The 21,003-nt window shown below is 65.0% G+C and carries 20 protein-coding genes and 1 tRNA gene; 20 read left to right on the top strand and 1 reads right to left on the bottom strand.

Features of this window, described 5'->3' with window-relative positions; translation table 11 throughout:
* Nucleotides 1-93 precede the first annotated feature (93 nt).
* The 4 genes from K309_RS0101575 (at nucleotide 94) to K309_RS0101560 (ending at nucleotide 4,211) form a co-directional block, all read left to right on the top strand.
* Entirely contained in the window at nucleotides 94-744 is a 651-nt protein-coding gene (locus tag K309_RS0101575) for a phosphatidylserine decarboxylase (RefSeq protein ID WP_029044780.1), read from the top strand.
* A 47-nt stretch (nucleotides 745-791) separates the two neighbouring features.
* A complete protein-coding gene (gene pssA, locus K309_RS0101570; protein ID WP_029044779.1) occupies nucleotides 792-1,712 on the top strand; it encodes a CDP-diacylglycerol--serine O-phosphatidyltransferase in 921 nt (306 codons plus the stop codon).
* 126 nt (nucleotides 1,713-1,838) lie between these two features.
* Nucleotides 1,839-2,342, top strand: a complete 504-nt coding sequence (lysM, locus tag K309_RS0101565; protein WP_029044778.1) for a peptidoglycan-binding protein LysM — start codon at nucleotides 1,839-1,841, stop codon at nucleotides 2,340-2,342.
* Nucleotides 2,343-2,669: 327 nt separating this feature from the next.
* On the top strand, nucleotides 2,670-4,211 hold the full coding sequence (locus K309_RS0101560) for a 2-isopropylmalate synthase (protein WP_029044777.1): 1,542 nt from the start codon (nucleotides 2,670-2,672) through the stop codon (nucleotides 4,209-4,211).
* Nucleotides 4,212-4,312: 101 nt separating this feature from the next.
* On the opposite strand, the gene K309_RS0101555 is transcribed toward K309_RS0101560, so the two are convergent.
* Nucleotides 4,313-4,846, bottom strand: a complete 534-nt coding sequence (locus tag K309_RS0101555; RefSeq protein WP_029044776.1) for a hypothetical protein — start codon at nucleotides 4,844-4,846, stop codon at nucleotides 4,313-4,315.
* A 200-nt stretch (nucleotides 4,847-5,046) separates the two neighbouring features.
* Between K309_RS0101555 and K309_RS0101550 the strand changes: the two genes are divergently transcribed.
* From K309_RS0101550 to nuoI, 16 genes are all read left to right on the top strand, one after another.
* Entirely contained in the window at nucleotides 5,047-6,303 is a 1,257-nt protein-coding gene (locus K309_RS0101550; protein WP_029044775.1) for a branched-chain amino acid ABC transporter substrate-binding protein, read from the top strand.
* Nucleotides 6,304-6,480: 177 nt separating this feature from the next.
* Nucleotides 6,481-6,750, top strand: coding sequence for a 30S ribosomal protein S15 (gene rpsO / locus K309_RS0101545; protein ID WP_010809136.1), 270 nt, complete (start codon nucleotides 6,481-6,483; stop codon nucleotides 6,748-6,750).
* Nucleotides 6,751-7,194: 444 nt separating this feature from the next.
* Nucleotides 7,195-9,369 carry a polyribonucleotide nucleotidyltransferase gene (gene pnp, locus K309_RS0101540; RefSeq protein ID WP_029044774.1) on the top strand — a complete coding sequence of 725 codons (2,175 nt, stop codon included), beginning with the start codon at nucleotides 7,195-7,197 and terminating at the stop codon, nucleotides 9,367-9,369.
* Between the two features lie 146 nt (nucleotides 9,370-9,515).
* Nucleotides 9,516-10,520, top strand: coding sequence for an NAD(P)H-quinone oxidoreductase (locus K309_RS0101535; RefSeq protein ID WP_029044773.1), 1,005 nt, complete (start codon nucleotides 9,516-9,518; stop codon nucleotides 10,518-10,520).
* Nucleotides 10,521-10,648: 128 nt separating this feature from the next.
* Nucleotides 10,649-11,386: a triose-phosphate isomerase gene (tpiA, locus tag K309_RS0101530; RefSeq protein ID WP_029044772.1), complete on the top strand. Its 738-nt coding sequence runs from the start codon at nucleotides 10,649-10,651 to the stop codon at nucleotides 11,384-11,386.
* A gap of 74 nt (nucleotides 11,387-11,460) precedes the next feature.
* Entirely contained in the window at nucleotides 11,461-11,835 is a 375-nt protein-coding gene (secG, locus tag K309_RS0101525; protein WP_029044771.1) for a preprotein translocase subunit SecG, read from the top strand.
* Between the two features lie 188 nt (nucleotides 11,836-12,023).
* Nucleotides 12,024-12,108, top strand: a tRNA-Leu gene (locus tag K309_RS0101520).
* Between the two features lie 166 nt (nucleotides 12,109-12,274).
* Entirely contained in the window at nucleotides 12,275-12,634 is a 360-nt protein-coding gene (locus tag K309_RS0101515; RefSeq protein WP_010809131.1) for an NADH-quinone oxidoreductase subunit A, read from the top strand.
* Nucleotides 12,635-12,640: 6 nt separating this feature from the next.
* The gene (locus tag K309_RS0101510) at nucleotides 12,641-13,123 is read left to right on the top strand and encodes a NuoB/complex I 20 kDa subunit family protein (protein WP_011297145.1); all 483 of its coding nucleotides are present in this window, start codon (nucleotides 12,641-12,643) and stop codon (nucleotides 13,121-13,123) included.
* A 1-nt stretch (nucleotide 13,124) separates the two neighbouring features.
* Nucleotides 13,125-13,724 (top strand): NADH-quinone oxidoreductase subunit C, encoded by a 600-nt coding sequence (locus tag K309_RS0101505; RefSeq protein WP_029044770.1) that lies wholly within the window; start codon nucleotides 13,125-13,127, stop codon nucleotides 13,722-13,724.
* 9 nt (nucleotides 13,725-13,733) lie between these two features.
* The gene (locus tag K309_RS0101500) at nucleotides 13,734-14,987 is read left to right on the top strand and encodes an NADH-quinone oxidoreductase subunit D (RefSeq protein ID WP_029044769.1); all 1,254 of its coding nucleotides are present in this window, start codon (nucleotides 13,734-13,736) and stop codon (nucleotides 14,985-14,987) included.
* Nucleotides 14,988-15,171: 184 nt separating this feature from the next.
* On the top strand, nucleotides 15,172-15,669 hold the full coding sequence (nuoE, locus tag K309_RS0101495) for an NADH-quinone oxidoreductase subunit NuoE (protein ID WP_029044768.1): 498 nt from the start codon (nucleotides 15,172-15,174) through the stop codon (nucleotides 15,667-15,669).
* Nucleotide 15,670: 1 nt separating this feature from the next.
* Nucleotides 15,671-16,966, top strand: coding sequence for an NADH-quinone oxidoreductase subunit NuoF (gene nuoF, locus K309_RS0101490; protein WP_029044767.1), 1,296 nt, complete (start codon nucleotides 15,671-15,673; stop codon nucleotides 16,964-16,966).
* A 12-nt stretch (nucleotides 16,967-16,978) separates the two neighbouring features.
* Nucleotides 16,979-19,345 (top strand): NADH-quinone oxidoreductase subunit NuoG, encoded by a 2,367-nt coding sequence (gene nuoG, locus K309_RS0101485; protein WP_029044766.1) that lies wholly within the window; start codon nucleotides 16,979-16,981, stop codon nucleotides 19,343-19,345.
* A gap of 21 nt (nucleotides 19,346-19,366) precedes the next feature.
* Complete coding sequence (nuoH, locus tag K309_RS0101480) at nucleotides 19,367-20,431, top strand: NADH-quinone oxidoreductase subunit NuoH (protein ID WP_029044765.1); 1,065 nt, start codon at nucleotides 19,367-19,369, stop codon at nucleotides 20,429-20,431.
* 74 nt (nucleotides 20,432-20,505) lie between these two features.
* A complete protein-coding gene (gene nuoI / locus K309_RS0101475) occupies nucleotides 20,506-20,997 on the top strand; it encodes an NADH-quinone oxidoreductase subunit NuoI (RefSeq protein ID WP_022534067.1) in 492 nt (163 codons plus the stop codon).
* Nucleotides 20,998-21,003 lie beyond the last annotated feature (6 nt).

Here is a 21,003-nt window from a genome sequence, read left to right as displayed (position 1 = left end):
CGCGACGACGGGCCGGCTGGCACCGTCCCGGCGCACATGGCTGCCGCCGCGACGTCGTGGCCTTGGTGTTGATTCCATCGAAACTCGTACTGCATGAACTATCCTCATCCGCTGATCGCCCGTGAAGGCTGGCCGTTCCTGGCCGGCGCCTTTGTCATCTCGCTGCTGGTGCACGCCAGCGCGGGCTTCTGGTGGGCGCTGCCGCTGTGGATCATCACGGTGTTCGTGCTGCAGTTCTTCCGCGACCCGCCGCGCCCGATTCCCTCGGCGCCCAATGCGGTGCTGGCGCCCGCGGACGGCCGCATCGTCGTGGTCGAGAAGACGCAGGATCCGTATGCCAACCGCGAGGCGCTGAAGATCAGCGTCTTCATGAACGTCTTCAACGTGCATTCGAACCGCGTTTCGGTCGACGGCGCGGTGGAGAAGGTCGAATATTTTCCGGGCAAGTTCGTCAACGCGGACCTGGACAAGGCCTCGGTCGAGAACGAGCGCAACGCCGTGGTCATCCGCCGCGCGGCCGATGGCCAGGTGGTGACGCTGGTGCAGGTGGCCGGCCTGGTGGCGCGCCGTATCCTCTGCTACACCAAGGTGGGCGACAAGCTCGCGCGCGGCCAGCGCTACGGTTTCATCCGCTTTGGTTCGCGCGTGGACGTGTACCTGCCGCTCGACGCGCGTCCGCGCGTGACCATTGGCGAGAAGGTGTCGGCGTCGTCGACCATCCTCGCCGAACTCGACGTGAAGTGAGCGAAGGCCTGACCAGCGCGACAGGACGACAAGACAGGAGGACTGCGATGGTTGCCTTCCATCGACGTAACAAGCGGGGCAGCAGCGGCAACGTGACGCACCTGCGGCCGTTCCGCCACAACCAGCTGCGCGGTGCCGAGGACTATGACGACGATGCCGCAGACGACCACGACATCGCCTACGAACGCCAGCGGCCGCGCCGCCGCGGCATCTACCTGCTGCCCAACGCGTTCACCACCGCGGCATTGTTCGCCGGCTTCTTTGCCATCGTGCAAGCGATGAACATGCGCTTCGACGTGGCCGCCATCGCGATCTTCGCGGCCATGGTGCTCGATGGCATGGACGGGCGCGTGGCGCGCATCACCAATACGCAGAGCGCGTTCGGCGAGCAGTATGACTCGCTGTCGGACATGACCTCGTTCGGCGTCGCGCCGGCGCTGGTGATGTATGAATGGATCCTGCATGACCTCGGCAAGTGGGGCTGGATAGCGGCCTTTGTCTATTGCACCTGCGCGGCGCTGCGGCTCGCGCGCTTCAACGCCAATATCGGCGTGGTCGACAAGCGCTTCTTCCAGGGTTTGCCCAGCCCGGCTGCCGCGGCATTGGTCGCCGGCTTTGTCTGGCTGGTGATCGACAACAAGCTGCCGGTCAAGGAACTGTGGATGCCGTGGGTGGCGTTCGGCATCACGCTGTATGCGGGGCTGTCGATGGTGTCCAACGCGCCGTTCTACAGCGGCAAGGCGCTGGATGTGCGCTACCGCGTGCCGTTCGGCATGATGGTGCTGGTCCTGGTGCTGTTCGTGGTGGTGTCGACCGATCCGCCGGTGGCGCTGTTCGGGCTGTTCGTCGCCTACGCGATCTCGGGCTACGTGCTGTGGGGCTGGCGTGCCATTCATGGGCAGCCGGGCGGGGTCCGCAAGGTGCGCGAAAGCGGCAACGGCGGCAACGGAAACGGCGGCAACGCTTGAAGGTTGCAGGCAGGGAAGGGCGCTACGGCGCCCTTCGTGCTTTCCCGGTTTCACCATTGTTTTCACGCCGCGGCCACCGGGCCGTGGCACTCTGCAGTGTTTTCCACTTACCGTCAGGAGGATGTCATGGGCATGTTCGACTTCATCAAGGAAGCGGGGGAAAAGCTGTTCGGCACCGGCGAGGCCAAGGCGGCGCAGCAGGCCGTGGCGGCGGATGCATCGGCCGAGAAGGTCGATGCCGCCAACCGTGCCGCGGGCGATGCGATCGAGGCGTACATCAAGAAGATGGGGCTCGATGCCACCGGTCTGATGGTGCAGGTGGATGGCTCGCAGGGCCTGGTGACGGTGTTCGGCGTGGCGCCGGACCAGGCCACGCGCGAGAAGATCATCCTTTGCGCTGGCAACGTCGAAGGCGTGGACAAGGTCGAGGACAAGATGTCGGTCAACGTCGAATCGACCGAATCGCAATGGCATACCGTGGTCAAGGGCGACACGCTGTGGGCCATCGCACAGGCCGCCTACGGCAACGGCGCCGAGTACAACAGGATCTTTGAAGCCAACAAGCCGATGTTGTCGCATCCGGACAAGATCTACCCGGGCCAGAAGTTGCGCATCCCGCCCAAGGGCTGAAAAGCGCGGCGGCAAGCGGGCGCGTTCGGCAAAACCCTGTATTGCACCTGCGCGCCAAACCAGCTATAGTCGCTCCCATGATTTCGCGCCAAGTCCTACTCGCCCGCACCACCCTAGGTGGCCTACTAGGCCATCAGGTCGGGACGCGCGCGCGCTGAGGACAACGCTACCCTTAGCGCGGAATCCGTAAGGAACACCAACGCCCCGGCCTGCTCGTGCACGCCGGGGCGTTTTGCATTCCACAGCCGTGGAGCGCGGAACAGGCGGTAAGCCCGGACACGGCAGGCCGGGGACAGCACACCAGAAGCTACTCAGGAGCTCCACAAAATGTCTGACAAACTCATCATTTTCGACACCACCTTGCGTGACGGCGAGCAGTCGCCCGGCGCTTCCATGACCCGCGAGGAAAAGATCCGCATCGCGCGCCAGCTGGAACGCCTGAGGGTCGATGTGATCGAGGCCGGCTTTGCGGCCAGCTCCAATGGCGACTTCGAAGCCATCCGCGCGATCGCCCAGGTGGTGAAGGACTCGACCATCTGCTCGCTGGCCCGCGCCAACGACAAGGACATCGCCCGCGCGGCCGAGGCGCTCAAGCCCGCCAACTCGTTCCGCATCCACACCTTTATCGCTACGTCTGCGCTGCACATGGAGAAGAAGCTGCGCATGACGCCGGACCAGGTGTACGAGCAGGCCCGCCTGGCAGTGCGCTTTGCGCGCCAGTTCACCGACGATATCGAGTTCTCGCCCGAAGACGGCAGCCGCTCGGACATGGACTTCCTGTGCCGCGTGCTCGAAGGCGTGATCGCAGAGGGCGCGACCACCATCAACCTCCCGGACACCGTGGGCTATGCCGTGCCGGAAGGCTACGCGGAGCTGATCCGCTCGGTGCGCGAGCGCATTCCGAATTCGGACAAGGCGATCTGGTCGGTGCACTGCCATAACGACCTCGGCATGGCTGTGGCCAACTCGCTGGCCGCGGTCAAGCTGGGCGGCGCGCGCCAGGTCGAGTGCACCATCAACGGCCTGGGCGAACGCGCTGGCAACACCAGCCTGGAAGAGGTGGTGATGGCGGTGAAGACCCGCCGCGACTACTTCAACATGGACGTCGGCGTGGACACCACGCAGATCGTGCCGGCCTCCAAGCTGGTATCGCAGATCACCGGTTTCGTGGTGCAGCCGAACAAGGCTGTGGTCGGCGCCAACGCCTTTGCGCATGCCTCGGGCATCCACCAGGATGGCGTGCTCAAGGCGCGCGACACCTACGAGATCATGCGCGCGGAGGACGTGGGCTGGACCGCCAACAAGATCGTGCTGGGCAAGCTGTCGGGCCGCAATGCCTTCAAGCAGCGCCTGCAGGAGCTCGGCATCGAGCTCGACAGCGAGAGCGAAGTCAACGCCGCCTTCACCCGCTTCAAGGAGCTGGCCGACCAGAAGGCCGAGATCTTCGACGAAGACATCATGGCGATCGTCTCGAACGAGGCGCAGCATGACGCGAACGAGCACTTCCGCTTCATTTCGCTGTCGCAGCGTTCCGAGACCGGCGAGCGCCCGCATGCACGCGTGGTGTTCAGCATGGACGGCCAGGAGCAGAGCGGCGAAGGCGAGGGCAACGGCCCCGTGGACGCCACGCTGCATGCGATCGAGTCGCGCGTGTCCAGCGGCGCCGAGATGGTGCTGTACTCGGTGAACGCGATCACCGGTGGTACCGAGGCCCAGGGCGAAGTGACCGTGCGCCTGTCCAAGGCCGGCCGCATCGTCAACGGCGTGGGCACCGACCCGGATATCGTCGCCGCATCGGCCAAGGCCTACCTGGCCGCGCTGAACAAGCTGCACGACAAGGCCGTGCAGAAGATCAACCCGCAGATCTGACCAAGGCTTCTGCGTTAGGCGGCGGATGGCTTACCCGGCCTGAGCGTACGGACCAAGCCCGCCATTCCCGACCCGGGGATGGCGGGCTTTTTCATGTGCGCCTACCATCGGCGGAATCTTTCATCGGGGTCGTAGAGCGGGTCGGGCGTGATCTGGGTCCGGCGCAGCACGCCGGCATCGTCGAAATAGAAGTGGAACAGCGACGGCCATACGTCTTCATGGCGGAAGCGGTAGGACCAGACCTCATTGCGCATCCGCGGAAAATACTCGACCGGCAGCCGCGTCACGCCGAAGTGCTCGGCGACGTCCTCCCGGGTCCAGGTGCCGACCTGCGCCTTATACAGCTCCAGCGTCGACAGCATGTTGCGGAAGCTCGTGAGGTTGCCGTTGCGGTCGAATTCGGCGCCATAGGCGTACTGGCCCATCGGCTGCTGGGAATAGATCCAGCGCGAGGTGCCGTCGGGCAAGTTGTAGATGTCCGTGGGCGGCCCGAACCTCGCCTGGACCGCAGCCTTGGGTTGGCCGACCAGCTTGGTGCCTTCCTGGACCGGCATCAGCGTGGTGCAGGCACAGAGCAGGGCTGCGGCAAGCGCCAGGGTGAGCCGGCGGGCACCGCCGGCAATTGCAGGGTTCATGACGGCCTCGGTCAATGCTTTGCTGATATCGAGAGTGTAGTCCCACGCCTGCCATTGTGTGGCCTTGGCGCTGCTTTCTGCCGCTTCTTCGCGCAATATGATGGGATCCGCGCCAAATCCCGGCGGAGGCGGTGCACGCGGGCGTCATTTGCACCGGACCGGCGTGCTGCCGTACCATCCACCGCTTTCCGGGAGAGACTATGCAGGGTGTGGCGCGGTTGCGAGGTTGGCTGGGCGGCTTGTTGTTGGCAGTGGCAGCGGGCGCGTCCGCTCAGGAGCCGATCCGCCTGGGGATGATCGACGGACTTTCCGGCCCGTTCGCCAACGCGGGCGATGCCGTGGCGCGCAACCTGCGCCTGGCGATCGAACGCGTCAATGCCCGCGGCGGCGTCAAGACCGCCGAGGGCGCGCGACCCTTCGAGCTGGTGACGTTCGACAGCAAGGGCAATGTCGATGAGAGCCTGATCCAGTTCCGCGCCCTGACCGACCGGCGCATTCCCTTCGTCCTGCAGGGCAACAGTTCGGCCGTGGCCGGGGCACTGGTCTCTGCCATCAACCGGCACAATGCGCGCCAGCCCGATGCGCGCGTGCTGTTCCTGAACTATTCGGCGGTCGATCCCAGCCTGACCAACGAGAACTGCAGCTTCTGGCATTTCCGTTTCGACGCCAGCGCCGACATGCGCATGCAGGCGCTGACCGAGGTGATCAGGCAGGACCAGTCCGTGCGCAAGGTCTATCTGATCGACCAGGACTACAGCTTCGGCCATCAGGTGGCGCGTTCGGCGCGCGAGATGCTGGCCGCGCGCCGCCCGGACATACAGATTGTCGGCGACGAATTCCATCCTATCGGCAAGATCAAGGATTTTGCCCCCTATATCGCCAAGATCAAGGCGAGCGGCGCCGATGCGGTCATCACCGGCAACTGGGGCAACGACCTGACCCTGATGGTCAAGGCGGCACGCGAGGGCGGGCTGCAGGCCAAGTTCTACACGTTCTACGGCAACGGCCTGGGCGCCCCGGCGGCAATGGGCGATGCTGGCGTTGGCCGCGTGCTGGCCGTGGCCGAATGGCACCCGAACGTGGGCGGCGCTGCCTCGGATGCGTTTTACCAGCAGTTCCGGGCGCGTTACCCCGAGCCGAAGGACGATTACGTGCATCTGCGCATGCAGATGATGGTGGAAATGCTGGCACGCGCCATCGAGAAGGCGGGCACCACCGACGCGGTCAGGGTGGCGCGGACGCTGGAGAACATGCGCTACGTCAACGACTTCCATGAAGCTACAATCCGCGCGGAGGACCACCAGGTGCTGCAGCCGCTCTATGTGTCCGTGATGGACAAGCAGGGCGGTGCGGTGCGGTTCGACAACGAGGGCTCGGGCTACGGCTTCCGCACCGTGCGCAAGCTGAAGGCGGCGCAGACCACGCTGCCGACCACGTGCCGGATGGAGCGTCCTTGATAGAGCGCCCCCTGAGCGCCGGAAGGCCGCGCGGGAGTTCCGATTCTCCTCGCGCGCCTTTTCGGCTATAATGCGCGGCTGTCGTCGCCTGGCTCCTGGCCGGATGGCGGCAAATCCGTGACACGACGCATGCGGCGCATCCCGCGCTGTGGCGGTCGCAAGTGAAAGGAAATCATCATGGCAGTCGCCGATATCAACAAGTCCGAAGTCATCAAGCAGTTCGCCCGTGGCGCCAACGACACCGGCAGCCCCGAAGTGCAAGTGGCCCTGCTGACCACCCGCATCAACGAACTGACCCCGCACTTCAAGGCCAACATGAAGGATCACCACAGCCGCCGCGGCCTGCTGCGCATGGTGAGCCGCCGCCGCCGCCTGCTGGACTACCTCAAGTCCAACGATGCCGACCGCTACCGCGCCCTGATCGAAAAGCTGGGCCTGCGCAAATAAGCTCGCGCAAGAGGTTGCGTACGATGGCAGCGCGATTCCTGGGTTTGCACGGTTTCGCGTGAGGCCTGGATGCCTGCTTCAGCATTGCTGGGGCAGGCATTTTGCATTTCTGGCCGGGCGATTCCGCGCCGGCCGGTAATGCTGCAGATTGTTGGAGTGATTTTCGCTTCACTGCTTCCGGCGAGGATCTGGATTCGCCGGAACCCCGTTGCGGCAAGGCGCGCAACGGAGTAAGTTGTTCTTTTTTCTGGGTTTAGTATCCGGATCGGCCAAGGAAACAGGGCTTTGTGTCATTCCAGCGCGGCATCGGCAACAGTGCCGCGCTGGAATGGCATAGCACTTCCCTGCGACTGCAGCTGTCTCCGGCAGTTAGCCTGCGGCTGAGAACGCAGGCGTGGCACGCTGCGCAACGATTGCGGCGTGCACGCAAGACAAGGAATGCACATGTCCATGTTCAACAAGGTCGTCAAGGAATTCCAGTGGGGCCAGCACAAGGTCCGCATGGAAACCGGCGAAATCGCCCGCCAGGCCGGCGGCGCCGTGCTGGTCGATGTGGAAGACACCGTGGTGCTGGCGACCGTGGTCGCCGCCAAGAACCCGAAGCCGGGCCAGGACTTCTTCCCGCTGACCGTCGACTACATCGAGAAGACCTACGCGGCCGGCAAGATCCCCGGCGGCTTCTTCAAGCGTGAAGGCCGTCCGTCGGAAAACGAGACCCTGACCTCGCGCCTGATCGATCGTCCGCTGCGCCCGCTGTTCCCGGAAAGCTTCTACAACGAAGTGCAGGTGGTGGTGCACGTGGTGTCGCTGAACCCGGAAGTGCCGGCTGACATCCCCGCGCTGATCGGCGCGTCGGCCGCGCTGGCCGTGTCGGGCATCCCGTTCAGCGGCCCGGTGGGCGCCGCGCGCGTTGGCTACAAGGACGGCCAGTACCTGCTGAACCCGACCCGCTCGCAGATCGCCACCTCGGACCTGGACCTGGTGGTCGCCGGCACCGAGCGCGCCGTGCTGATGGTGGAATCGGAAGCCAACCAGCTGTCGGAAGACGTGATGCTGGGCGCCGTGGTCTATGGCCACGAGCAGATGCAGACCGCCATCAACGCCATCCATGAACTGGTGCGCGAAGGCGGCAAGCCCGAGTGGGACTGGACCCCGGCCGCCAAGAACGAGCCGCTGATCGCCAAGGTCACCGAAGTCGCGCTGCCGCTGCTGCAGGAAGCCTACCAGCTGCGCCAGAAGTCGGCCCGCAGCCAGAAGCTGAAGGAAGTGTCGGCCAACGTGGCCGCCGCGCTGGCCGAAGCCGGCGTGGAAGCCGACAAGGTGGAAGTCGGCAACATTATGTTCGACCTGGAAGCCAAGATCGTCCGCGGCCAGATCCTGAACGGCGAGCCGCGCATCGACGGCCGCGACACCCGCACCGTGCGCCCGATCGAGATCCGTTCGTCGGTGCTGCCGCGCGCGCACGGCTCGGCGCTGTTCACCCGCGGCGAGACGCAGGCGCTGGTGGTGGCCACGCTGGGCACCAAGAGCGACGAGCAGATCATCGACGCGCTGGCCGGCGAGTACCGCGACCGCTTCATGCTCCACTACAACATGCCCCCGTTCGCCACCGGTGAAACCGGCCGCGTGGGCAGTCCGAAGCGCCGCGAAATCGGCCATGGCCGCCTGGCCAAGCGCGCACTGATCCCGGTGCTGCCGAAGGACGATGAATTCGCCTACACCATCCGCCTGGTTTCGGAGATCACCGAATCCAACGGCTCGTCGTCGATGGCTTCGGTCTGCGGCGGCTGCCTGGCGCTGATGGATGCCGGCGTTCCGGTCAAGGCGCACGTGGCCGGCGTGGCCATGGGCCTGATCCTGGAAGGCAACAAGTTTGCCGTGCTGACCGACATCCTGGGCGATGAAGATCACCTGGGCGACATGGACTTCAAGGTGGCGGGTACCGACAACGGCATCACCGCGCTGCAGATGGACATCAAGGTCCAGGGCATCACCAAGGAGATCATGCAGGTCGCGCTGGCGCAGGCCAAGGAAGGCCGCCTGCACATCCTGTCGAACATGCAGGAAGCCATGGGCCACGCCCGCACCGAGCTGTCGGAGCATGCCCCGCGCATGATCACCATGAAGATCCATCCGGACAAGATCCGCGAAGTGATCGGCAAGGGCGGCTCGACCATCCAGGCGCTGACCAAGGAAACCGGCACCACCATCGACATCCAGGAAGACGGCACCATCACCATCGCCTCGACCTCGACCGAAGGCATGGCCGAAGCCAAGCGCCGCATCGAGGGCATCACCGCGGAAGCCGAAGTGGGCAAGATCTACAACGGCACCGTGCTGAAGCTGCTGGACTTCGGCGCCATCGTCAACATCCTGCCGGGCAAGGATGGCCTGCTGCACATCTCGGAAATCGTCAACGAGCGTGTGAAGGACATCAAGGACTGGCTGAAGGAAGGCCAGCAGGTCCGCGTCAAGCTGATCCAGGCCGACGAGAAGGGCCGCCTGCGCCTGTCGCTGAAGGCAGCGCTGGCCGAAGAGGGCGGCAGCATCAGCCCGATCAACGCTGGCGAAGGCGCTGCCCCGGCGGCACCGGCCGGCGGCTCGGAGCAGCAGCAGTAAGCGGGGCAGTCGCTGTCCCAACGGTGCCGCCGTAAGGCGGTGCCGCGGAAAAAACGGCCGGGCGATGCCCGGCCGTTTTTTTGTTTACACTGCGGCAACCCATCGAGCAAAGCCTCACACCGAGCAAAGACAAGGAGCAAAGAAGCATGCAAGCCATCGAGATCCGCGAATACGGCGCCCCCGAAGTCCTCCAGCTGACCGAGCGGCCCGATCCCGTGCCCGCCGCAGGCGAGGTGCTGATCCGCGTGGCGGCAGCCGGCGTGAACCGCCCGGACGTGTTCCAGCGCACCGGCAACTATCCGGTGCCGCCGGGTGCGTCGGACCTGCCTGGCCTCGAAGTGGCAGGCGTGGTGGTCGGCGGCGACCTGTCGCATGCCGACAACCGCTTCGGCTTGAAGGTTGGCGATCGCGTCTGCGCGCTGGTGCAGGGCGGCGGCTACGCGCAGCTTTGCACCGCGCCGCTGGCGCAGGTATTGCCGGCGCCTGACGGTCTCAGCGATATCGAAGCCGCCGCGCTGCCGGAAACCTTTTTCACGGTGTGGAGCAATGTATTCGACCGCGGTTACCTGGGCCAGGGCCCGCGCGGCAAGGACGAAACGCTGCTGATCCAGGGCGGCTCCAGCGGCATTGGCACCACCGCGATCCAGATTGCGAAGGCGCTGGGCTTCACGGTGTTCGTCACCGCCGGCACCGATGAAAAGTGCAAGGCGTGCGAGGACCTGGGCGCCGATCGCGCGATCAACTACAAGACGCAGGACTTCGTTGCCGAGGTAGCCGCGCTGACCGGCGGCAAGGGCGTCGACGTGATCCTCGACATGGTCGCCGGCCCGTACCTGGCGCGCGAGCTGAAGTGCATCGCCGACGATGGCCGCATCGTCATCATCGCGCTGCTGGGTGGCGCCAAGGCCGAGATCCCGCTGGGCGATATCCTGCGCCGCCGCATCACCGTGACCGGCTCGACGCTGCGACCGCGTCCGGCGTCGTTCAAGGGCAAGATTGCCGCGGCGCTGCACGAGCAGGTGTGGCCGCTGCTGGCTGCGGGCAAGATCAAGCCGGTGATCCACCAGGTCTTCCCCGCCGCGCAGGCCGCCGACGCGCACCGCCTGATGGAGTCGAGCGAGCATATCGGCAAGATCGTGCTGACCTGGTGATGCCGTGCGCCGTGTGCCGGCGCTGAATCCACGCGACAAAATACCGCCGCCCGCCGTTGTCGGGCGGCGGTAGCGTCCCGCCCCTGCCACACGCTACAATAGCGGGTTTGATTTGGGAGGGGCACCTCGTGAGACAAAAGCTCGTCATCGGCAACTGGAAGATGCATGGCAGCCTGGCTGCAAACGCGGCGCTGCTGGAGGAAATCAAGGCCGGCGTGGCGCATGCGTCGCTGGCGGTGTGCGCACCGTTCCCCTATCTTGCACAATGCCAGGCGGTGCTGAACGGCTCGCAAGTGGCCTGGGGTGCACAGGATGTCTCGGCGGAGGCGCGCGGCGCTTTTACCGGCGAGGTGGCTGCATCGATGTTGGGTGAGTTCGGCTGCACTTATGCGCTGGTTGGCCACTCGGAGCGTCGCACCTACCATGGCGAAACCGACCAGGCCGTCGCCGCCAAGGCGCTGCGCGCGCTGGAGTTCGGCATCGTCCCGGTGGTCTGCGTCGGCGAAACGCTGGCCGAGCGCGAGGCAGGCCAGACCGAGGCCGTTGTCGGCCGCCAGCTGCAGGCAGTGCTGGACGCGCTGTCGGTGGAGCAGCTGAGCCGCGTGGTGCTGGCCTACGAGCCGGTCTGGGCGATCGGCACCGGCAAGACCGCGACCAGCGCCCAGGCGCAAGCCGTGCATGCTTTCCTGCGCGGCAAGGTGGCGGCCCGCGACGCCGGCGTGGCCGGGCGCATGGCCATCCTGTACGGCGGCAGCGTAAAGCCGGACAACGCGGCCGAACTGTTTTCCATGGCCGATATCGACGGGGGGCTGATTGGCGGCGCCTCGCTGAAATCGGAAGATTTTCTCGCGATCGGCAACGCCTGAATGCCGGCCGTTCCGGGTCGTTTCGATGGTTTCGATCAGGAAGTAACCAGGCAAGTAACGCTTATTTAAATCAAATGGCAATCTTCAAGACTTTGTTGGTGGTGTTGCAGGTGCTGTCGGCCCTGGGCGTGATTGGTCTGGTGCTGATCCAGCATGGCAAGGGCGCCGATGTGGGCGCGGCATTCGGCTCGGGCGCCTCGGGCAGCCTGTTCGGTGCCACCGGCTCGGCAAACTTCCTGTCGCGCACCACCGCCGTGCTGGCCACGCTGTTCTTCGTGTCCACGCTGGCGTTGACGTTGCTGGGCAACTACAAGCCCGCTGCATCGCTGGGCGTGATGGGCGCCGCTCCGGCCTCGGCACCGGCCACGGCAGGCGCATCGGCACCGGCCGCAGCCCCGGCCGCCGCGGCCGGCGCTTCGGCGCCCGCAGGCCCCGCTGTACCGAAATAATCCGATTGCCTTGCGGCGGATTCCTGAGTTTTTTTGCAGTTGTGCGTTGAACAAAGCAAGAAATTTAGGTTAGAATGCAAGGCTTGAAACGATTCCCCAGCGATGGGTCTTGAGCGAAGGCGGAACGCCCCGGCGAGAGTCCCGAAGGGCCTGAAAACCCGGCGCCAGGCAATATTGTTTCTCCCCCAGCCGACGTGGTGAAATTGGTAGACACGCTATCTTGAGGGGGTAGTGGCGAAAGCTGTGCGAGTTCGAGTCTCGCCGTCGGCACCAAACAACTTGATCGGAGTCCCTGGCCGGGCAATGCACCCGAGCGTGGGGCTCCGGCAGTCCGCAAGGCGGCGCGCCATGATTCTCGTGGCTTAGCGCCTGGGGTGGGCAACAGGACGCCGCTTCAGCTGGTGCTGTTGACAACATTCCAGATAAGGCTGGCCGTACCTTGAATCTCGAAGCCTACTTCCCCGTTCTCATCTTCATCATCTTCGGTGTCGTGCTCGGCGTGGCACTGATGTCGATTGGTCGGATCCTTGGTCCGAACAAGCCCGATCCCGCGAAGCTGTCGCCGTACGAGTGCGGCTTCGAAGCGTTCGAGGATGCGCGCATGAAGTTCGACGTGCGCTACTACCTCATCGCCATCCTTTTTATCCTGTTCGATCTCGAAACCGCCTTCCTGTTTCCCTGGGGTGTTGCCCTGAGGGATATCGGCTGGCCGGGTTTCATCGCCATGGGCGTGTTTCTGCTGGAATTCATCGTGGGCTTCGTCTACATCTGGAAAAAGGGCGCGCTCGATTGGGAGTGATGTGAAATGGCAATCGAAGGCGTTCTCAACGAAGGCTTTGTCACGACTACCGCTGACAAGCTGATCAATTGGACCCGCACCGGGTCGCTGTGGCCGATGACTTTCGGCCTGGCCTGCTGTGCCGTGGAAATGATGCATGCCGGCGCCGCGCGCTACGATCTGGACCGCTTCGGCGTGGTGTTCCGCCCGTCGCCGCGCCAGTCGGACGTGATGATCGTGGCCGGCACGCTGTGCAACAAGATGGCCCCCGCGCTGCGCAAGGTCTACGACCAGATGGCCGAACCGCGCTGGGTGATCTCGATGGGCTCGTGCGCCAACGGCGGTGGCTACTACCACTATTCGTACTCGGTGGTGCGTGGCTGCGACCGCATCGTGCCGGTGGATATCTACGTGCCGGGCTGCCCGCCGACGGCCGAGGCGCTGATCTACGGCGTGATCCAGCTGCAGAACAAGATCAAGCGTACCAACACCATCGCGCGCAAGGGCTGAAATGGCGAAGCTCGACACCCTGAAGGCCGCGCTCGAGAAGGCTCTCGGCAAGCGCGTGCAGAAACTGATCGAGGCGACCGGCGAACTGACGCTGATCGTCAAGGCCGACGACTACCTGGAAGCCGCCCGCATCCTGCGCGACGATCCCTCGCTGCGCTTCGAGCAGCTGATCGACCTGTGCGGCGTGGACTACTCCGAGTTCGGCGACGGCGCCTGGGAAGGCCCGCGCTTTGCCGCCGTCTCGCACCTGCTGTCGATTACCAACAACTGGCGCCTGCGCCTGCGCGTGTTCGCTCCGGATGACGATTTCCCGGTGGTGGCCAGCCTGATCGACGTGTGGAACTCGGTGAACTGGTTCGAGCGCGAAGCCTTCGATTTCTACGGCATCGTGTTCGACGGTCACCCGGACCTGCGTCGCATCCTGACCGACTACGGCTTCGTCGGCCATCCGTTCCGCAAGGATTTCCCGGTCTCCGGCTACGTCGAGATGCGCTACGACCCCGAGCAGAAGCGGGTCATCTACCAGCCGGTCACGATCGAGCCGCGCGAAATCACGCCGCGCGTGATCCGCGAGGACAAGTACGGCGGTTTGGAGCACTGAGAACGCGCCATGGCAGACATCAAGAATTACACCCTGAACTTCGGCCCGCAGCACCCGGCCGCGCACGGCGTGCTGCGCCTGGTGCTCGAGCTGGACGGTGAAGTCATCCAGCGCGCCGACCCGCATATCGGCCTGCTGCACCGTGCCACCGAGAAACTGGCCGAACAGAAGTCCTGGATCCAGAGCGTGCCCTACATGGACCGTCTCGACTACGTGTCGATGATGTCCAACGAGCACGCATACGTGATGGCGATCGAGCGCCTGCTGGGCCTGGAAGTGCCGGTCCGCGCGCAGTATATCCGCGTGATGTTCGACGAGATCACCCGCATCATGAACCACCTGATGTGGATCGGTGCGCACGCCCTCGACGTGGGCGCGATGGCGGTGTTCCTGTACGCCTTCCGCGAGCGCGAAGACCTGTTCGACATGTACGAGGCGGTGTCGGGCGCGCGCATGCACGCGGCCTACTATCGCCCCGGCGGCGTCTACCGCGACCTGCCTGACACGATGCCGCAATATCGTGCCTCGAAGATCCACAACGAGCGTGCCATCAAGGCGATGAACGAAGCGCGTTCGGGCTCGCTGCTGGACTTCATCGAGGACTTCACCAACCGCTTCCCGAAGTATGTCGACGAGTACGAGACGCTGCTGACCGACAACCGGATCTGGAAGCAGCGGCTGGTGGACATCGGTGTCGTCAGTCCGGAACGTGCGATGCAGATGGGCTTTACCGGCCCGATGCTGCGCGGCTCGGGCATCGAGTGGGACCTGCGCAAGAAGCAGCCGTACGAGGTGTACGACAAGATGGACTTCGATGTGCCGGTGGGCGTGGGCGGCGACTGCTACGCGCGCTACCTGGTGCGCGTGGAAGAGATGCGCCAGTCCAACCGCATCATCAGGCAGTGCATCGAGTGGCTGCGCCGCAACCCGGGCCCGGTGATCACCGATAACCACAAGGTGGCGCCGCCCTCGCGCGTGGACATGAAGTCCAACATGGAAGAACTGATTCACCACTTCAAGCTGTTCACCGAGGGCATCCACGTGCCCGAAGGCGAAGCGTACGCAGCGGTGGAGCACCCGAAGGGCGAGTTCGGCATCTACGCGATCTCGGACGGCGCGAACAAGCCGTACCGCCTGAAGATCCGTGCGCCTGGCTTCCCGCACCTGGCCGCGCTGGACGAAATGGCCAAGGGACACATGATTGCTGACGCGGTAACGATCATCGGCACGCAAGACATCGTCTTCGGCGAGATCGACCGCTAATCACGGACCGCCGGCCCGGACGACGATCCGGGCGCTTTCCGAGGTGCTCCGCCGAGCGGAGCGGCCCGGAAGACCCGCGGCGGACCGGCAAGGCCTAAGGCCCGCCGGCGGAACGGCAGCGACGGCTGCAAACCTGCGGATGGACGCCCAGTGGCGCTGACTCCGCCGTTTTACTGCAATGACCATGCTATCAGCAGAAGCTCTCAAGGAAATCGATCGCGCGATCGCGAAGTATCCGGCCGACCAGAAGCAGTCGGCCGTGATGGCGGCGCTTGCCGTGGCACAGGGCGAGGTGGGCTGGGTTTCCCCCGAAGTCATGCAGTTCGTCGCCAACTACCTCGAGATGCCGCCCGTGTGGGTGGAAGAGGTGGCGACCTTCTACAACATGTACGACACCAAGCCGGTGGGCAAATTCAAGCTCGCCGTGTGCACCAACCTGCCGTGCGCCCTGTCGGGCGGCGAGCGGGCTGGCGAGTACCTGAAGCGCAAGCTCGGGATCGACTACAACGAGACCACCGCTGATGGCTGCTTCACCCTGAAAGAGGGCGAGTGCATGGGCGCTTGCGGCGACGCGCCGGTGATGATCGTCAACAACACCCGCATGTGCAGCTTCATGAGCGACGACAAACTCGACGCGCTTGTCGACGAGCTCAAGAGCGAAGCCGCCAAGGGGGGCAAGTAATATGACCAGTCTGCACGACCGCCATATCCAGCCGCTGATCCTGGCCGGCCTGGACGGCAAGAATTGGCATCTGGAAGACTACGTCAAGCGTGGCGGCTACCAGCAACTGAAGCGCATCCTGACCGAGAAGATCCCGCCCGAGCAGGTGATCGCCGACGTCAAGACATCGGGCCTGCGTGGCCGCGGCGGCGCGGGTTTCCCGACCGGCCTGAAGTGGAGCTTCATGCCGCGCACGTTCCCGGGTCAGAAATACCTGGTCTGTAACACCGATGAGGGCGAGCCGGGCACGTTCAAGGACCGCGACATCATCCGCTACAACCCGCATGCGCTGATCGAGGGCATGGCCATCGGCGCGTATGCGATGGGCATCACCGTGGGCTACAACTACATCCACGGCGAGATCTGGAACGAGTACAAGATCTTCGAGGAAGCCCTCGAAGAGGCGCGTGCGGCAGGCTTCCTGGGCGACAACATCCTGGGCTCGGGCTTCAGCTTCCAGCTGCACGCCCACCACGGCTATGGCGCCTACATCTGCGGCGAGGAAACCGCGCTGCTCGAATCGCTGGAAGGCAAGAAGGGCCAGCCGCGCTTCAAGCCGCCGTTCCCGGCCAGCTTCGGCCTGTATGGCAAGCCGACCACCATCAACAACACCGAGACCTTCGCCGCGGTGCCGTTCCTGCTGGCCGTCGGCCCGGAAAACTACCTGAAGCTGGGCAAGCCGAACAACGGCGGCACCAAGATCTTCTCGGTTTCGGGCGACGTCGAGCGTCCCGGCAACTACGAGATCCCGCTGGGTACGCCGTTCGCCAAGCTGCTGGAACTTGCCGGCGGCATGCGCGGCGGCAAGCGCATCAAGGCGGTGATCCCGGGCGGTTCGTCCGCGCCGGTGGTGCCGGGCGACCTGATGATGGCGTCCGACATGGACTACGACTCGATCGCCAAGGCCGGCTCGATGCTGGGCTCGGGCGCGGTGATCGTGATGGACGAGACGCGCTGCATGGTCCGCTCGCTGCTGCGCCTGTCGTACTTCTATTTTGAGGAATCGTGCGGCCAGTGCACGCCTTGCCGCGAAGGCACCGGCTGGCTGTATCGCATGGTCAATCGCATCGAACACGGAGAAGGGCGCCAGGAAGACCTGGACCTGCTCAACAACGTCGCGGAAAACATCATGGGCCGCACCATCTGCGCGCTCGGCGATGCCGCGGCGATGCCGGTCCGCGGCATGCTCAAGCACTACTGGAAAGAGTTCGAATATCACGTCGAACACAAGCAGTGCATGGTTCCGGCCTACATCTAAGCGTGGCAGAACATGGTTGAACTAGAGATCGACGGCAAGAAGGTTGAGGTTGCTGAGGGCAGCCTGGTGATGGAAGCGGCCCGCAAGCTGGGCACCTACATCCCGCACTTCTGCTACCACCGCAAACTGTCCATCGCGGCCAACTGCCGCATGTGCCTGGTCGAGGTCGAGAAGGCCCCCAAGGCGCTGCCTGCGTGCGCCACGCCGGTGACCCCCGGCATGAAGGTCTTCACCAATTCGGAGAAGGCAGTCAAGGCGCAGAAGTCCGTGATGGAATTCCTGCTGATCAACCACCCGCTGGATTGCCCGATCTGCGATCAGGGCGGCGAGTGCCAGCTGCAGGATCTGGCCGTGGGCTACGGTGCCTCGGAGTCGCGCTATAAGGAAGAGAAGCGCGTGGTGTTCCACAAGAACGTGGGCCCGCTGATCTCCATGGAGGAGATGACCCGCTGCATCCACTGCACCCGCTGCGTGCGCTTCGGCCAGGAAGTGGCCGGCGTGATGGAGCTGGGCATGCTCAACCGCGGCGAGCACTCGGAAATCACCACCTTCGTCGGCAAGACGGTCGACTCGGAACTGTCGGGCAACATGATCGACCTGTGCCCGGTCGGCGCGCTGACCAGCAAGCCGTTCCGCTACTCGGCCCGTACCTGGGAACTGGCCCGCCGCAAGTCGGTGTCCCCGCACGACGGCCTGGGCGCGAACCTGGTGGTGCAGACCAAGAACCAGCGCGTGATGCGCGTGCTGCCGCTGGAAAACGAAGACATCAACGAGTGCTGGATCTCCGACAAGGACCGCTTCTCGTATGAAGGCCTGAACAGTGCCGACCGCCTGACCCGCCCGCTGCTCAAGCAGGGCGGCGAATGGATGGAAACCGACTGGCAGACCGCGCTCGAATACGTGGCCAACGGCCTGGCCGGCATCAAGCGCGAGCATGGCGCCGACCAGATCGCCGCGCTGGCCAGCCCGCACAGCACACTGGAAGAACTGTTCCTGCTGGGCAAGCTGGTGCGTGGCCTGGGCAGCGACAACGTTGACTTCCGCCTGCGCCAGTCCGACTTCTCGGCCGCGCTCAAGGGCGCGCCGTGGCTCGGCCTGCCGGTTGCCGACGTCACCGCGCTGCAACGCGTGCTGGTGATCGGCTCGTCGCTGCGCAAGGATCATCCGCTGCTGGCCTCGCGCCTGCGCCAGGCGACCAAGAAGGGCGCCCGCGTGGCCGTGCTGGGTGCCGGCGGTGAAGACCTGCTGATGCCGGCGACCCGCATCGACGTGGCGCCGTCCGGCTGGACCGCCGCACTGGCCGGCGTGGCCCGAGCCGTCGCCGCCGCCAAGGGCGTCGCGGCCCCGGCCGGCACCGAGGGCATCGATGGTGGCGACGCCGCCGCCAAGACGGCAGAAGCGCTGCTGCAGGGCGAGCGCCGTGCCGTGTTCCTCGGCAACGAAGCGGTGCGTCATCCGCAGTTCTCGGCGCTGCATGCGCTGGCACAGTGGATCGCGACGGAAACGGGTGCGACGCTGGGTTTCCTGACCGAAGCGGCCAACACCGTCGGCGGCTACGTCGCCGGCGCGCTGCCGAAGCAAGGCGGCGCCAACGCGCAGGCGATGCTGGACGCGCCGCGCAAGGCCTACATCCTGCTGAACACCGAGCCGGAATTCGACACCGCCGATCCGGGCAAGGCCCTGGCCGCGCTGGCGCAGGCCAACACGGTGGTGGTGCTGTCGCCGTTCCGTTCGGAAGCGGCCATGCAGTACGCTGACGTGATCCTGCCGGTCGCGCCGTTCACGGAAACCTCCGGCACTTTCGTCAACTGCGAAGGCAAGGCACAGAGTTTCAACGGCGTGGTTCGCGCGCTGGGCGAGTCGCGTCCGGGCTGGAAGGTGCTGCGCGTGCTGGGCAATCTGCTGGACGTGGCGGGTTTCGACTACGAAACTGCCGAGTCGGTCCGTGCTGAAGTGTTGTCGGCCCCGGTCGAGGCACAGCTGGACAACGCCACCGATGCGCCGATCCGCGTTGCCGCCGCTGCCGCCAACGGCATCGAACGCATCGCCGACGTGCCTATCTACCACGCCGACCCGATCGTGCGCCGCGCCGACTCGCTGCAGCTGACCGCTGCCGCGCGCCGCGCCATGCAGATCGCGCTGCCGGCCGACATGTTTGCCCGCCTGGGCATCCAGTCGGGCGACCCGGTCCGCGTCACGCAAGGGCAGGGCAGCGTGGTGCTGCCGGCCGTGCTCGAAGCCACGCTGCCGGCCAACACCGTGCGCGTGCCGGCGGCAACGCCGGCGGCCGTGGGCCTGGGCGGCATGTTCGGCACGGTCACCGTAGAGAAGGCCATCGACCTGGCGCCGGCCAACACCGGCGCCGTGGCCACGGCGTAAGAACAAGAGCGAGAAGAAGACATGATTGACTGGATTACCTCGCAAGGGCAGGGCGTACTGGGCGCGTACTGGACGCCGCTGTGGATCCTGATCCGCGCCGTGCTGATCGTGGTGCCCCTGCTGCTGTGCGTGGCTTACCTGATCCTGTGGGAGCGCAAGCTGATCGGCTGGATGCACGTCCGTCTGGGCCCGAACCGCGTCGGCCCGCTCGGCCTGCTGCAGCCGATCGCCGACGTGCTGAAGCTGCTGCTCAAGGAAGTCATGATGCCGACGCAGGTCAGCCGCGGCATGTACCTGATCGCGCCGCTGATGGTGCTGATGCCTGCTGTCGCGGTCTGGGCGGTGATTCCGTTCCAGGCCGAAGTGGTGATGGCGGACGTCAATGCCGGCCTGCTGTACGTGATGGCGATCAGCTCGGTCGGCGTCTACGGCGTGATCCTGGCCGGCTGGGCCTCGAACTCCAAGTACGCCTTCATCGGCGCCATGCGCGCCGCGGCACAGATGGTGTCGTATGAAATCGCCATGGGCTTCGCGCTGGTGACGGTGCTGATGGTCGCCGGTAGCCTGAACCTGTCGGCCATCGTCAACGGCCAGAACACCGGCTACTTCGCCGACATGGGCATCAACATCCTGTCGTGGAACTGGCTGCCGCTGCTGCCGATGTTCGGCGTCTACTTCATCTCGGGCGTGGCCGAAACCAACCGCCACCCGTTCGACGTGGTGGAAGGCGAGTCGGAAATCGTGGCCGGCCACATGATCGAATATTCGGGCATGGGCTTCGCGCTGTTCTTCCTGGCCGAGTACATCAACATGATCATCATCTCGGCGATGACCGCGCTGATGTTCCTGGGTGGCTGGGCACCTCCGTTCTCGAGCGTGGTCACCAATGCGGTCCCCGGTTTCTTCTGGCTGCTGATCAAGGTTTTCCTGCTGCTGTCGGTCTTTATCTGGATCCGTGCATCGTTCCCGCGCTACCGCTATGACCAGATCATGCGCCTGGGCTGGAAGGTGTTCATTCCGCTGACCGTGGTGTGGCTGATCATCGTGGCGATCTGGATCAAGTCGCCGTGGAACATCTGGCCCTGAACAGCCAAGCGACGGTGCGCCGCCTGCAACACGGCAGAGCGCGCACCGCGTGGAAATACTAGGAAGCAATCGTCATGCTGCTCGCCATCAAGGACTTCTTCAACAGCCTGCTCCTGAAGGAACTCTTCAAGGGCATGGCGCTGACCGGCCGCTATCTCTTCGCGCGCAAGGTCACCGTCCAGTTTCCGGAAGAGAAAACGCCGATCTCGCCGCGCTTCCGTGGCCTGCACGCGCTGCGCCGCTATCCGAACGGCGAAGAGCGCTGCATTGCCTGCAAGCTGTGCGAAGCGGTGTGCCCGGCGCTGGCCATCACCATCGAGTCGGACGTGCGCAACGACGGCACGCGCCGTACCACCCGCTACGACATCGACCTGACCAAGTGCATTTTCTGCGGTTTCTGCGAAGAGGCTTGCCCGGTCGACGCCATCGTGGAAACGCAGATCCTGGAGTACCACGGCGAGAAGCGCGGCGACCTGTACTTCACCAAGGACATGCTGCTGGCAGTGGGCGACCGCTACGAGCCGCAGATCGCGGCGGCCAAGGCTGCCGACGCCAAGTATCGCTGACCGGCG

The organism is Cupriavidus phytohabitans, assembly GCF_000426345.1.
Lineage (GTDB): Bacteria > Pseudomonadota > Gammaproteobacteria > Burkholderiales > Burkholderiaceae > Cupriavidus.
The sequence above is the reverse complement of the archived record's forward strand: the minus strand, read 5'-3'. Positions and strand labels throughout refer to the sequence as shown.